13 protein-coding genes are annotated in these 14,149 nt (G+C 27.0%); 10 read left to right on the forward strand and 3 right to left on the reverse strand.

Features of this window, described 5'->3' with window-relative positions:
- From mnmG to RJT32_RS00045, 9 genes are all read left to right on the forward strand, one after another.
- Positions 1–1,896, forward strand: a complete 1,896-nt coding sequence (gene mnmG, locus RJT32_RS00005; protein ID WP_343154256.1) for a tRNA uridine-5-carboxymethylaminomethyl(34) synthesis enzyme MnmG — start codon at positions 1–3, stop codon at positions 1,894–1,896.
- Positions 1,897–2,083: 187 nt separating this feature from the next.
- A complete protein-coding gene (gene atpB, locus RJT32_RS00010) occupies positions 2,084–2,902 on the forward strand; it encodes a F0F1 ATP synthase subunit A (RefSeq protein ID WP_343154257.1) in 819 nt (272 codons plus the stop codon).
- Between the two features lie 42 nt (positions 2,903–2,944).
- Complete coding sequence (atpE, locus tag RJT32_RS00015; protein ID WP_343154258.1) at positions 2,945–3,184, forward strand: F0F1 ATP synthase subunit C; 240 nt, start codon at positions 2,945–2,947, stop codon at positions 3,182–3,184.
- 105 nt (positions 3,185–3,289) lie between these two features.
- Positions 3,290–3,784: a F0F1 ATP synthase subunit B gene (locus RJT32_RS00020; protein ID WP_343154259.1), complete on the forward strand. Its 495-nt coding sequence runs from the start codon at positions 3,290–3,292 to the stop codon at positions 3,782–3,784.
- 6 nt (positions 3,785–3,790) lie between these two features.
- The gene (atpH, locus tag RJT32_RS00025) at positions 3,791–4,321 is read left to right on the forward strand and encodes an ATP synthase F1 subunit delta (protein WP_343154260.1); all 531 of its coding nucleotides are present in this window, start codon (positions 3,791–3,793) and stop codon (positions 4,319–4,321) included.
- An 11-nt stretch (positions 4,322–4,332) separates the two neighbouring features.
- The gene (gene atpA / locus RJT32_RS00030) at positions 4,333–5,865 is read left to right on the forward strand and encodes a F0F1 ATP synthase subunit alpha (protein WP_343154261.1); all 1,533 of its coding nucleotides are present in this window, start codon (positions 4,333–4,335) and stop codon (positions 5,863–5,865) included.
- Between the two features lie 65 nt (positions 5,866–5,930).
- The gene (atpG, locus tag RJT32_RS00035) at positions 5,931–6,797 is read left to right on the forward strand and encodes a F0F1 ATP synthase subunit gamma (RefSeq protein WP_343154262.1); all 867 of its coding nucleotides are present in this window, start codon (positions 5,931–5,933) and stop codon (positions 6,795–6,797) included.
- 22 nt (positions 6,798–6,819) lie between these two features.
- On the forward strand, positions 6,820–8,217 hold the full coding sequence (atpD, locus tag RJT32_RS00040; protein WP_343154546.1) for a F0F1 ATP synthase subunit beta: 1,398 nt from the start codon (positions 6,820–6,822) through the stop codon (positions 8,215–8,217).
- A 27-nt stretch (positions 8,218–8,244) separates the two neighbouring features.
- Positions 8,245–8,658: a F0F1 ATP synthase subunit epsilon gene (locus RJT32_RS00045; protein WP_343154263.1), complete on the forward strand. Its 414-nt coding sequence runs from the start codon at positions 8,245–8,247 to the stop codon at positions 8,656–8,658.
- 36 nt (positions 8,659–8,694) lie between these two features.
- Here RJT32_RS00045 and gyrB read toward each other — a convergent pair whose 3' ends face one another.
- The 3 genes from gyrB to dnaA all read right to left on the reverse strand — a co-directional run bounded on the left by gyrB (position 8,695) and on the right by dnaA (position 13,665).
- Positions 8,695–11,109, reverse strand: coding sequence for a DNA topoisomerase (ATP-hydrolyzing) subunit B (gene gyrB / locus RJT32_RS00050; protein WP_343154264.1), 2,415 nt, complete (start codon positions 11,107–11,109; stop codon positions 8,695–8,697).
- Between the two features lie 92 nt (positions 11,110–11,201).
- The gene (dnaN, locus tag RJT32_RS00055) at positions 11,202–12,302 is read right to left on the reverse strand and encodes a DNA polymerase III subunit beta (RefSeq protein ID WP_343154265.1); all 1,101 of its coding nucleotides are present in this window, start codon (positions 12,300–12,302) and stop codon (positions 11,202–11,204) included.
- A gap of 4 nt (positions 12,303–12,306) precedes the next feature.
- Positions 12,307–13,665 carry a chromosomal replication initiator protein DnaA gene (gene dnaA, locus RJT32_RS00060; RefSeq protein WP_343154266.1) on the reverse strand — a complete coding sequence of 453 codons (1,359 nt, stop codon included), beginning with the start codon at positions 13,663–13,665 and terminating at the stop codon, positions 12,307–12,309.
- Positions 13,666–14,004: 339 nt separating this feature from the next.
- On the opposite strand from dnaA, the gene rpmH reads away from it, so the two are divergent.
- Entirely contained in the window at positions 14,005–14,148 is a 144-nt protein-coding gene (gene rpmH / locus RJT32_RS00065) for a 50S ribosomal protein L34 (protein ID WP_158339793.1), read from the forward strand.
- Position 14,149 lies beyond the last annotated feature (1 nt).

A 14,149-nucleotide genomic window follows, 5' to 3' on the forward strand; every position in this document is an offset into this window, starting at 1 on the left:
ATGTTGCAATCAAATCTAAAAACTTTCGATGTAATTATTATTGGTGGAGGACATGCTGGAAGTGAAGCTGCATCAGCTTCTTCAAGATTAGGATGTAAAACATTATTATTAACCAAAAGTATGAATGATATTGGTGTTTTATCTTGTAATCCAGCTATTGGTGGTATTGGAAAGAGTCATCTGGTAAAAGAAATTGATGCTTTGGGTGGAATAATGGCTAGAGCAATTGATTTTTCAGGTATTCAGTTTAGGATTTTAAATAGCAAGAAAGGTCCTGCTGTACGTTCTACTCGAGCACAAGCTGATAGATTTCTTTACTCTAAAAATATAGCGCGATTATTAAACAAAGAAGAAAATTTGTTAATACTAGAAGAAGAAATAAAAGATTTAATTGTTAAAAATTATAAAGTAATCGGGGTTTTAACGCAAAGTCAAATAAGTTTTTATTCGAAATCAGTTGTTTTGTCTACAGGTACATTTTTAGGTGGTAAAATACATATAGGTTTAGATAGTTATTCGGCAGGTAGAAAAAATGAAAAAGCTTCTTTAGATTTAGCATGTCGTTTAAGAGAATTACCTTTACGTGTTAATCGATTAAAGACAGGCACTCCTCCTAGAATTGATATCAATACTATTGATTTTAAGAATTTATCTAAACAATATGGAGATAGTCCTACTCCAGTTTTTTCTTTTATAGGAAAGACTTCAGATCATCCTTTACAAATACCGTGTTATCTTACACATACAAATGAAAAAACACATCAAATAATACGTGATAATTTAGATAAAAGTCCACTTTATAAGGGCTTAATAAAAAGTTTAGGACCTCGATATTGTCCTTCTATTGAAGATAAAGTTATGCGTTTCCCCAGCAAAACTTCGCATCAGATTTTTTTAGAGCCTGAAGGTTTATCAAGTTTAAAGATTTATCCTAATGGTATTTCAACTAGTTTACCGTTAAAAGTTCAAGAACAAATAATTAAATCAATTAAAGGTTTGGAAAAATCCAAAATTATTGATCCAGGGTATGCAATAGAATATGATTTTTTTGATCCTAAAGATTTAAATTTGACTTTAGAAAGTAAATGGATTAAAGGTCTTTTTTTGGCAGGTCAAATTAATGGCACTACTGGGTATGAGGAAGCTGCTTCTCAAGGGCTTTTAGCAGGCTTAAATGCTGGGCTATTTGCATTGGGTCAGAAGCAATGGTTTCCTAGGCGTGATCAAGCTTATTTAGGCGTTCTTATTGATGATTTGACCACACAAGGAACTAGTGAGCCATATCGCATGTTTACTTCACGTGCTGAATATCGTTTGATTTTAAGGGAAGATAATGCTGATTTACGTCTTACTGAAATTGGTCGAAAATTTGGATTAATTGATGATTTTAGGTGGGCTTATTACCAGAGTAAGTTGAATACAATTAATTCTGAAATGAAATATTTAAAAACAACAAAAATACACCCAAAATCTTCTAATGCCAAACTTTTAAATAGTTTTTTAGATATTTTATTAACTAAAGAAACAGATTTTTTTGATTTATTAAAACGACCAGAAATTACATATAAAAATTTATCTTCTTTAAATATTTTGCGATCAAATACATCTGATTTTTCAGTTATTAATTATGTAGAAAATGAAATAAAATACGAAGGTTATATTAAACGGCAATTAGAAGAGATTAATAAACATTTAAAAAATGAAAATACTTTTTTGCCATCTCAATACGATTATACTAAAGTAAAAGGTTTATCCAATGAGGCCGTTGCTAAGTTAAATGATTATAAACCAGTTTCTATTGGTCAAGCATCTCGAATTTCTGGAATTACACCGGCATCTATATCTGTTTTATTAATACATTTAAAAAAAGAAGCTTATAAAAAACTGATAATATAATTTACTGTCTAATTTAAAATGTAATATAATTATTTCTAAATATATAATTTAAATATTTAATTTAAAGAGAATTAGTGAATGTTTAAAACATTTATTTAAACAATTTATTTTACTTTTTTTAAAATAAAATTTTTTAAAACTTTATGTTTTTATATTGAATTTAATATAAAATAAATGAGAAAAAATTATGTTTTTAGAACCAATATCTAATCCGCAAAAATATATCAGTCATCATTTACATCATTTACAAATAGATTTACTGAATTTTAAGATTGTGAAACCTGAAAGTATTGTTTCTCATTTTTGGATTTTAAATCTTGATTCAATAATTTTTTCTTTTATATTAGGATGCGTTTTTACAGGTGTTTTTTATATGGTCGCAAAAAAAATTACGACCGGTGTTCCTAATAAGTCACAAGCTTTTGTTGAAATTGTTTTTGAATTTATATTATCTAATATAAAAGGTATGTTTCAGGGCAATAATCCTATTATCGCACCATTGTCGCTAACAATTTTTATGTGGGTGTTTTTAATGAATTTTATGGATTTATTTCCAATTGATTTCATACCTTTATGTTTTGAAAGATTATTTCAATTGCCAGCGATTCGTGTTGTTCCATCTGCAGATGTAAACATTACCTTATCAATGTCATTAGCAGTATTTATTTTGATTTTATTTTATAGTATCAAAATTAAAGGATATATTGGTTTTTTAAAGGAATTAACTTTACAACCTTTTAGTCACCCTATATTTTTTGTTTTTAATTTTTTATTAGAATTTGTTTCTCTATTATCGAAACCTATTTCGTTAGGATTAAGACTTTTTGGTAATATGTATTCTGGTGAAATGATTTTTATTTTAATTGCAGGTTTGTTGCCATGGTGGTCTCAATGTTTTTTAAATGTTCCATGGGCTATTTTTCATATTTTAATAATATCTTTGCAAGCTTTTATTTTTATGGTGTTGACAATTGTATATTTATCAATAGCTTCACAATCTCATTAAGATAAAATTCGACTATAATCCTATTAAAAACCGAGGTTTATAATGGATAATTTAAATATTGATATGTTATATATCGCAGTGGCTATTATGATTGGGTTGGCTGCAATTGGTGCTGCTATTGGCATTGGTATTTTAGGTGGAAAATTTTTAGAAGGAGCAGCAAGGCAACCTGATTTAATTCCTTTACTAAGAACACAATTTTTTGTAGTAATGGGTTTAGTTGACGCAATTCCTATGATTGCTGTAGGTTTAGGTTTATACATGCTATTTGCTATTTCTTAAGTTTTTATTTTTAAAAAATTTTTTTTACTTTAAATACTTAGTAAAATCTTTACGTTTTTGAATGGCGTAAAGATTAATCTTGAATTCGAAATAAGGCATATAATCGTGAATCTTAATGCAACAATTTTTGGGCAAGCAATTTCATTTTTTTTATTCGTCTGGTTTTGTATGAAGTATATATGGCCTCCAATTATTTTAGCTATAGAAACTAGACAAAAAAAAATTGAAGATACTTTAGTTTCTTCGAAAAGAATTGAACAAGAATATCTTGTTCTTCAAGCAAAAATGAATCAAATGCTGAAAGATACAAAAGAAAAAGCTTCTTTTATTTTAAATGAAGCAAATGCACAGAAATTATTGATTTTAGAAGATGCAAAAAATAAAGCTATTGAAGAAACTAAAAAAATCTTGTTAAATAGTCAGTCAGAAATTGATATTCAAATGCTACATGCACGTCAAAATTTAGAAAAAGAAATTCTTGGTTTATCTGCTTTAATGGCGGAAAAAATTATTAAAAAAAATATTAAAGAAGATAAAAGTAAATTTTTTATGAATAATATAATTAATTTATTATCAGAGATGAGAAATCAATGTAGGTAATATTTAATGTCATTTGATACTATTGCAAGACCTTACGCTCAAGCTATTTTTGAAATAGCAAAAAAAAATAATTCAATAAAAAAATGGAAAAAAACATTAATCTTGATTAATAAAATTATCTCTCTTAAACAAATTCAAAGATTTTTGTCTGGATCTTTATCTTCACATTATTTATCATCATTTTTAATATTTATTATTAATGAACATCTTGATGAATATTCAAAAAATTTAATAAAATTATTAGCGTATAACCAGCGGTTTAAAATATTTCATAATATATTAAAACAATTTCTTCAGTTAGAAGCTTCTTATCAAAAAATTACTATTGTCGAATTAACATCAGCATCTATTTTAAAAAAAGATCAAATTCTTAAAATACAGCTTTTTTTAGAAGAAATATTATCTTCTAAAATTAAATTTATATATCACATTAATGATTATATACTTGATGGTATAATTATAAAAATAAATGATCAAATTTTTGATTTTTCTATACGAAATCATTTAAAACAATTATTTTCAGCATTAAATTTTTAAGAGAACAATATATGCAATTAAATTCCACAGAAATTAGTAAATTAATTCAAGAAAGAATTGTTCAATTTGAAGTTTTTAATCAATCCTATAATGAAGGAACTATTATTTCGATTAACGATGGTATTATAAAAATATATGGTCTTTCTGAAGTTATGTTGGGAGAAATGATTTCATTACCTAATAATGAATATGCTATTGCACTTAATATAGAAAGAGATACAGTTTCTGCAATAGTTTTAGGGCCTTATATTCATATTTGCGAAGGTGTTAAAGTAAGGTGCACAGGAAAAATTTTAGAAGTTCCTGTGGGTGTAAATTTTTTAGGTCGTGTTGTCAATGCATTAGGTTGTCCTGTTGATGGGAAAGGTATTATAAAACATGATAGTTTTTTACCAGTAGAAGCCAATGCTCCAGGGGTGATTGAACGTAAATCAATTAATCAACCAATACAAACGGGTTACAAAGCTATTGATGCTATGATTCCTATTGGTCGAGGGCAGCGCGAATTAATTATTGGAGATCGTCAAACAGGAAAAACTGCACTTGCAATAGATACTATCATTAATCAAAAAAAATCTGACGTTTTTTGTATTTATGTTGCTATAGGTCAAAAATTATCTACTGTTATTAACGTCGTGAAAAAATTAGAAGAATATGATGCTTTATCAAATACTATTGTTGTTATTGCTGCTGCTGCTGAAGCTCCATCTTTACAATATTTATCTCCATATTCGGGTTGTGCGATGGGAGAGTTTTTTAGAGATCAAGGGAAAGATGCTTTAATTGTATATGATGATCTTTCAAAACATGCAATTGCTTACCGTCAGATTTCCTTATTATTACGACGTCCTCCCGGAAGAGAAGCTTTTCCTGGGGATATATTTTATTTGCATTCTCGTTTATTAGAAAGAGCAGCTCGTGTTTCTGAAGAATATATAAAAAATAAAACAAAAGATAAAATTGTTGGAAAAACTGGATCACTTACAGCTTTTCCTATTATTGAAACACAATCTGGTGATGTTTCTGCATTTGTTCCAACTAATGTAATTTCTATTACTGATGGTCAAATATTTTTAGAATCTAGCTTGTTTAATTCAGGTGTTCGACCTGCTGTAAATGCTGGTATTTCTGTTTCACGAGTTGGTAGTGCTGCTCAAACTAATATCATTAAAAAATTATCTTCTGGTATTCGAACAGCTTTAGCCCAATATAATGAACTTGCAGCATTTTCTCAATTTGCATCAGATTTAGATCCAACAACACAAAAATTATTGATGCATGGTCAAAAAATTACGGAATTACTTAAACAAAAACAATATAATCCGTTAAGTATATCGAATCAGGCATTAATGTTCTTTATTTCAGAAAATCATTTTCTTGACGATATTTCTCTTGAAAAAATAGCTCAATTTGAACGAGATATTTTAGTATATGCAAATAGTTATTATCCAAATCTCATGATAGAAATTAATCAAAATAAAAATTTTGATGATAAAGTTAAAAATCAATTTATTGAATTAATTAAAAAATTTAAAAGTACTTAATTTTATAATGCATTTCACCTCACCTTTCTCCCAAATTAGCACGATAGATAAGAGAAGATACTTAAGTGGGTATAAAAGATATTCAAAATCAAATAACTAGTGTTACAAGCACTAAAAAAATTACTAAAGCCATGGAAATGGTAGCTATTTCTAAAATGCGAAAAACAGAAGAACGAATGCGTTTAGGTAGGCCTTATTGTGAAATAATTAAAAAAGTTATTCAGCATATCCTTAAAGGTAATTTAGAATATCAACATAGTTATTTAGAAAATCGAGAAATTAAAAAAGTTGGTATGATTATTATTTCAACTGATCGTGGTTTATGTGGAAGTTTAAATACTAATCTTTTTAAACAAGTACTATTAAAAATTAAAGCATTTATGCACATAAATATTCCTTGTGATTTAATATTATTTGGTTTAAAAAGTTTATCTGTATTTAAATTGTATGGAAGTTCTATCCTTGCTAAGGTAACCAATATAGGAGAGAACCCAGATTTATCAAAATTAATTGGATCTATACAAATTATTCTAGAAAAATATCAAAATAATAAAATTGACAAAGTATTTATTGCTTATAATAAATTTCATAATAAAATGTCTCAGTATCCTATAGTTAATCAACTTCTGCCTTTATCTCCTGAAAAAAATATATTAATCAAAGAAAAATGGGACTATTTATACGAGCCGGAATCAAAATTAATTTTAGATACGTTATTTGATCGTTATATTGAATCTCAAATTTATCAAAGTATTTTAGAGAATATTGCAAGTGAACAAGCTGCTCGTATGGTTGCTATGAAAACCGCAACAGATAATAGTGGAAATCGCATTAAAGAACTTCAGTTGATTTATAATAAGGTTCGTCAAGCGAATATTACTCAAGAATTAAACGAAATTATTGCTGGAGCATCGGCAGTATCAGTAGATTAAAATTATTTAGAGGTATTCAATGATAGCTGCTGGAAAAATTATTCAAATTATTGGCGCCGTAGTAGATGTAGAATTTAATCAAAGTGCGGTGCCAAAAATATACAATGCTTTGGAAGTGAAAAATGAGAAATTAAAACTAATTTTAGAAGTTCAACAACAATTAGGTTCTGGTGTTGTAAGAACAATTGCCATGGGATCTACAAATGGTTTGAAAAGAGGTTTAACTGTAGTTGATCTCGGGCATTATATTAAAATACCTGTAGGACAGGCTACGTTAGGTCGAATAATGAATGTTTTAGGTCATACTATAGATAACAAAGGTCCTTTAAAAAATATGGATAATTCTCAAATAGAACATTGGGAAATTCATAGGTCTCCTCCTAATTATCAAGAGCAAGATACTTCTCAAGAGATTTTAGAAACAGGTATCAAAGTTATTGATTTAATTTGTCCGTTTTCAAAGGGTGGAAAAGTTGGTTTATTTGGGGGAGCGGGTGTAGGAAAAACCGTAAATATGATGGAATTAATTAGAAATATTGCAATAGAACATTCTGGTTATTCGGTTTTTACTGGAGTTGGCGAACGAACTCGGGAAGGAAATGATTTTTATTATGAAATGAAAGAGTCTAAAGTATTAGATAAAGTATCTTTAGTATATGGTCAAATGAATGAACCTCCAGGAAATCGATTACGTGTTGCTTTTACAGGATTAACAATTGCAGAAAAATTTCGTGATGAAGGAAAAAATGTTTTGTTATTTATTGATAATATATATCGTTATACTTTAGCTGGAACTGAAGTTTCTGCATTATTGGGGAGAATGCCATCTGCTGTAGGATATCAACCTACATTATCCGAAGAAATGGGTTTATTGCAAGAACGAATTACTTCTACAAAAAAAGGATCAATCACTTCTGTTCAAGCTGTTTATGTGCCTGCAGATGATCTAACAGATCCATCTCCTGCTACGACGTTTGCACATTTAGATTCTACAGTAACATTAAGTCGTCAAATTGCATCTTTAGGTATTTATCCAGCTATTGATCCTCTAAATTCTACAAGTCGACAATTAGATCCTTATATTATTGGAGATGAACATTACAATACAGCGCGTGGAGTGCAGTCAATACTACAAAGATATCAGGAGTTAAAAGATATTATTGCAATATTAGGGATGGATGAACTTTCAGAAGAAGATAAAAAATTAGTTTCCAGGGCACGTAAAATACAAAGGTTTTTATCACAACCATTTTTTGTAGCAGAAGTATTTACTGGTATTCCAGGAAAATATGTGCCTTTAAAAGATAATATTCGAGCTTTTAAAGGAATAATAGAAGGTGAATTTGATGATTTACCAGAGCAATCATTTTATATGGTTGGTTCAATTGAAGAAGTGAAAAAAAAATCAAAAAAATTATAAATTATAATAAATATTTTGGATGTATCTATGGATTTTTATTTAGATATTGTTAGTGTTGAAAAACGTATATTTTCTGGATTAGTTAAGAAAATACGAGTGTCTGGTAGTGAAGGAGAAATGGGTGTATATCCCGGTCATTCTCAATTATTAAGTATTATTAAACCGGGAATAATATATATATTTCATCAAGATCAAACAGAAGAGTATCTTTATATATCAGGAGGAATTTTAGAAATTCAACCTTCTATTATTTCTATTTTAGCAGATATTGCTATTCGCGGTTCAGATTTAGATCGAAAACGTATTTTGGAAGCAAAAAAACAAGCTGAAGAATATTTTAAAAATCAAGACAACACAATGAAAAAAGATGATCTTTTAATTCAAATTTCTAAAGAAATTGCAAAACTTCGTGTTCTTGAAATGATGGATAAATTCAAATAATATATTCGCGGCTGGTTTTTCCTGCCGCAATTAGTTTTAAATATCTATGTTTTCAGCATTTAATGCATTTTGTTCGATGAATTTTCGTCTAGGTTCAACCGCATCTCCCATAAGTGTATTAAATAAATTATTAGCTGAAATGGCATCATTAATTGTAACTTGTAGCATGTTTCTTGTTTCAGGGTTCATTGTAGTATGCCATAATTGATCTGGGTTCATTTCTCCAAGTCCTTTATACCGTTGTATAAATAAATTGTTTTTAGACTCATTAGTTAACCATTCTATAGTGCTTTTAATATCATTGATTATATATTTTTTGTTTTCTTTTTCTATAAAATTTTGGTATTTTTGAAATTGTTTAAATTTTTCTCCTAAATTAACAATTTCAATATATTCTGGGCTGTTAAAAAATTTTTCTGTAAATTCATATTGATTATGATGCTCATATCTAGATGTCATTATACTTGGTTCAAATATATTTTCATTTTCTTTTTGATTAATTTTTGATTGATAAAGCGTGTTATTTTGATCTTTTTGATTTAATGTTTCTGTTAATTTGTTTATCCATATAATGACTTTTTCTTTATTATGTAAATGGTTTAAATGCGGTTGATAAATAAGTTCATGTAATATTATTTCGGGAAAATAATTTTTGCTTTTTTTTATACGAATTTGGATTTGGCTAAATTCAGAAACAATTTGTTTAAATATTTTTGTATTTTCTTCAATATTTTTGTTTTTTTTATTCTTTATAAGAAGACTTTTTAAAGCTATTTTTACTTGATATTTTTTCATTTCTTCATCATTTTTAATATATTTTTCTTTTTTTCCTATTTTTACTTTATATAAAGGTGGTTGGGCAATATAAATATATCCTTTCTCAATTAATTCAGGTAACTGACGATAAAAAAACGTTAATAATAATGTTCGAATATGAGCTCCATCAACATCTGCATCTGTCATGATAATAATATAATTATATCTTAGTTTTTCTAAATTATATTCATTTTCTCCAATTCCACATCCTAAAGCTGTTATTAAAGCTGCTAGTTCTTGAGATAAAATCATTTTATCAAATTTTGATTTTTGTACATTTAATATTTTCCCTTTCAGAGGTAAAATTGCTTGGTTTTTTCTATTTCTTCCTTGTTTTGCAGATCCTCCTGCGGAATCTCCTTCTACTAAATAAATTTCTGATACTTTAGGATCATTTTCTTGACAATCAGCCAATTTCCCGGGTAACCCTCCTAAATCCAATATTCCTTTTTTCTTATTTATTTCTCTGGCACGTTTTGCGGCTTCTCTTGTTTTTGCTGTATTTATTATTTTGTGAATTATACCTTTTGAATCAGAAGGATGTTCTAGAAGATATTCAATAAGATATTCATTAATTAATGATTCTATTGCTGCTTTTGCTTCAGATGAAACTAGTTTATCTTTTGTTTGTGAAGAAAATTTTGGATCAGATAGCTTGATTGATATAATTGCTGTTAAACCTTCTCTTGTATCTTCTCCTGTTACAATAGTTTTATGTTTTTTATTATATCCTTCTCGTTCAATATATAAGTTTAATGTACGTGTAACTCCAGCACGGAAACCCGCTAAATGTGTTCCACCATCTTTTTGAGGTATATTATTTGTAAAACAACATATATTTTCTTTATGCGATTCGTTCCATTGTATAGCGACTTCTAATTCAATATTGTTTTTAGTAGATTTAAAATAAAAAATGTTTGAATTAATTATTGTTTTATTTTTATTTAAAAATTTAATAAAAGCTTTAATGCCACCTCTATAATGATAGCAATCTTCTTTTTCATTTCTATAATCTTTTAAATAAATAAAAATATTAGAATTAAGAAAAGATAGTTCACGTAAACGTTTAGATAAAATTTCATATTGAAATTTTCTTTTGTTTGTAAAAGTTTTATAACTTGGCCAAAATCTGATATATGTGCCTGTTTTATTTGTTTTTCCAACTATTGATAAAGGTGCCTCAGGAATTCCATTTTTATATATTTGTTTATATTGTTTGTAGTTTTTATATATTATTAATTCTAGTTTTTCTGATAAAGCGTTAACAACTGAAATTCCTACACCATGTAATCCTCCGGAGATTTTATATGAAGAATTATCAAACTTTCCTCCCGAATGTAATAAAGTCATAATAACTTCTGCGGCTGAAACTTTTTCTTCATGATGTATATCTGTTGGGATTCCTCTACCATCATCTTGGATAGATACAGAATTATCTTTATGAATAATAACTATTATTTCTTTACAAAATCCAGCTAATGCCTCATCAATAGAATTATCTACAATTTCAAAAACCATATGGTGCAATCCGCTGCCATCATCAGTATCTCCAATATACATTCCAGGTCTTTTACGTACTGCATCTAGTCCTCTAAGGATTTGAATATTAGAAGAATTGTAGTTATCAACTTTCATAAGTGTTCCTGTTGTTTATTTTGGAATATTTTTAAAAAATTAATTATTTTTGTTTTCTAAATATTTATTTTATATTATCAATTTTTTTTAAGTTAACGTTTGAGTAACATTATAACGTAAACAGTTGAAGAATTGTTTTCTGGTTTAATTTGTATGGAGGATTTAGATTTATTTAAAAATAATAAGATGTTTTCGCAATCGATAGTATTAAGGACATCTAGTATATAATAAACATTGATCGATATTTCTATTGTATTACCAAAATATTGAACATGAAATCTATCTTCTGCAATTTCTTCTTCTTGGTTATCAGATATCGTTTTTAATTCATTCTTTTTAATATTTATTTCAATTCCAGAAAATTTTTCATTCGATAAGACCGAAGTTCGTAATAATGATTTTTTTAACAAACTTTTATTAATTATAATAGGTTTATCTAAATTTTTTAATAAAACACTATTATAATCAGGATATTTTCCCTCAATTAATTGAGTTGTAAAAATTAAATTATTTATATGTATTCTTAAACTATTAGTATTAATTAAAACATGTAATAACGTTTCTTTTACATTTAATAATCTAAGTATTTCCATTATTCCTTTATTTGGAATAATAATAGAAAAAGGATTGACTTCTTCTTTTAAAGATATATATGATGTCGCTAATCGATATCCATCTGTAGCAACATTTTGAAGAAATTTATCTTTTATTTCAAATAACATACCGTTTAGGTAATAACGCACATCTTGTTTTCCCATAGCAAATTCAGTTTTAATTATCATATTTTTTAAAATATCTGATGATATGTTAAAATTAGAAGTATAATTAAAATTTTGGTGATTAGGAAAATCGTCAGCCGGTAAGGTTGATAATATATAATTGCTTTTTTCAGAAGAAATATATATTTTTTTATTTTTTAGTTCTATTTGTATAGTTGATATTTCTGATAAATTTCGACAAATATTTAATAATTTTTTGCCTGAAATAGTTATTTTTCCTTTTTGATGTGCTTTGTATATTTTAATATTTGAGATTATTTCAATTTCTAAATTTGTAGTAGTTAAAGATAGTGTATTTTTTTTTATTTCTATAAGAATATTTTCTAAAATAGGAAATGAATTATTTTTAATTAATATTCGACTAATTTTCTTTAAATTTTCAACTAAAATATTATTTTCAATAGTAAATTTCATAAAATCACACTGATAGAGTTCTAATTAAATTGGAAAAATCTTCTTTAATATCATTATTTTCTTCTCGTAATTGTTCAATTTTTCGACAAGCATGTAATACTGTAGTATGATCTCTTCCACTAAAAGCTTCTCCAATTTCTGGTAAACTATGGTTAGTTAATTCTTTTGCTATAGCCATTGCCATTTGTCTTGGTCTTGCTACTGATCGAGAACGTCTTCTAGATAATAAATCAGATACTTTAATTTTATAGTATTCTGCAACTGTTTTTTGAATATTGTGAATTGTAATCAGTTTTGATTGCAGCGCTAATATATCTCTAAGGGTTTCTCGTACAAATTCAATTGTAATAGTTCTATGAGAAAAATCAGCGTTAACAATAATTCTGTTTAGGGCTCCTTCTAACTCACGAACGTTCGAGCATAAACGTTTAGCAATAAAAAAAGCAACTTCATCAGGTAATGTAATGTTTTTTTCATCGGCTTTTTTAATTAATATAGCTACTCTTGTTTCTAATTCTGGTGGGTTTATAGCAACAGTCAAACCCCATCCAAATCTTGACTTCAATCTATCTTCTACACCGTTTATTTCTTTGGGATAACGATCTGAAGTTAAAATAATTTGCTGGTTTCCTTCTAATAAAGCGTTGAATGTATGAAAAAATTCTTCTTGCGAACGTTCTTTATTTGCAAAAAATTGAATATCATCAATTAATAATGCATCAACTGATCGATAATGTAACTTAAATTTTTCAATTGCATTATTTTGCAAAGCTTTTACCATATCTTGAACAAAACGCTCAGAGTGCATATAAATTATTTTCATGTTATATTTATATGTTAATATTTCATTTCCAATTGCATGAAGTAAATGCGTCTTTCCTAATCCAGTTCCTCCATATAAAAAAAGTGGATTGTAAGAATTACCAGGGTTATGAGCAACTTGAGAAGCTGCCGCACGTGCTAATTGATTAGATTTTCCTTCTATAAAATTATCGAATTTATTTTTTTTATTAATGTTAGAACGATAAGGTAACTTATGTAAAATAGGAATTCTGTTCCATTTTTGTTTTATTTTATTTATATGATTTAAGGTATTTTTTTTAAATTTTTTTTCTTTAGAATTTTGATATACTTTAAATGTTACTAAGGGTGTATTTAAACCACAAAAATCTTTTAGTATTTTTTTAAAAGTAATTAAATATTTGTCTTTTACCCATTCTAATATAAATTGATTTGGAGCATATATTTCTAAAATATTATTATTTAATTTGGCTTTTAGAGATCTTATCCACATACTAAATTCTGTAGATGGAAGCTCATTTTGTAACCGGTCAAGACACTGTTTCCAAAGACAAAGTGACACATTAAACTCCAATCGAACAGAATTAAATAACTTAAATATAAATTTTATATCAAAAATTATATAATATTATATTTTTTAAATTCAAGTTACACAGTTGAAGAATGAGTGAGGGTACCGAAAAAAATTTAATATATTTTAGTGATTTGATTTTATTTTTAAAAAACAATAGCTTACTTAAATATAAAAAATAAAACATCAAAAAATTTGTGAATATATTTTTTAGTTTTTCAAAAATAATCATGTAATAGTTTGTTTTTTATTTTTAAAAAATTGTTTCCTTATAGTTTAAATTTGACTAATTATAAAATTTTATTAATTTTTCTTTGGGTGAATATCAAAATGAAACGTACTTTTCAACCATCAATATTAAAACGTAATCGTTCACATGGATTTAGAATTCGAATGGCAACTAAAAATGGTCGTTATATTTTATCACGAAGACGCGCTAAATTAAGAGCTCGTTTGAGCGTGTCTAGTAAATAAT

The organism is Buchnera aphidicola (Aphis aurantii), from assembly GCF_039388985.1.
Classification (GTDB): domain Bacteria; phylum Pseudomonadota; class Gammaproteobacteria; order Enterobacterales; family Enterobacteriaceae; genus Buchnera; species Buchnera aphidicola_BL.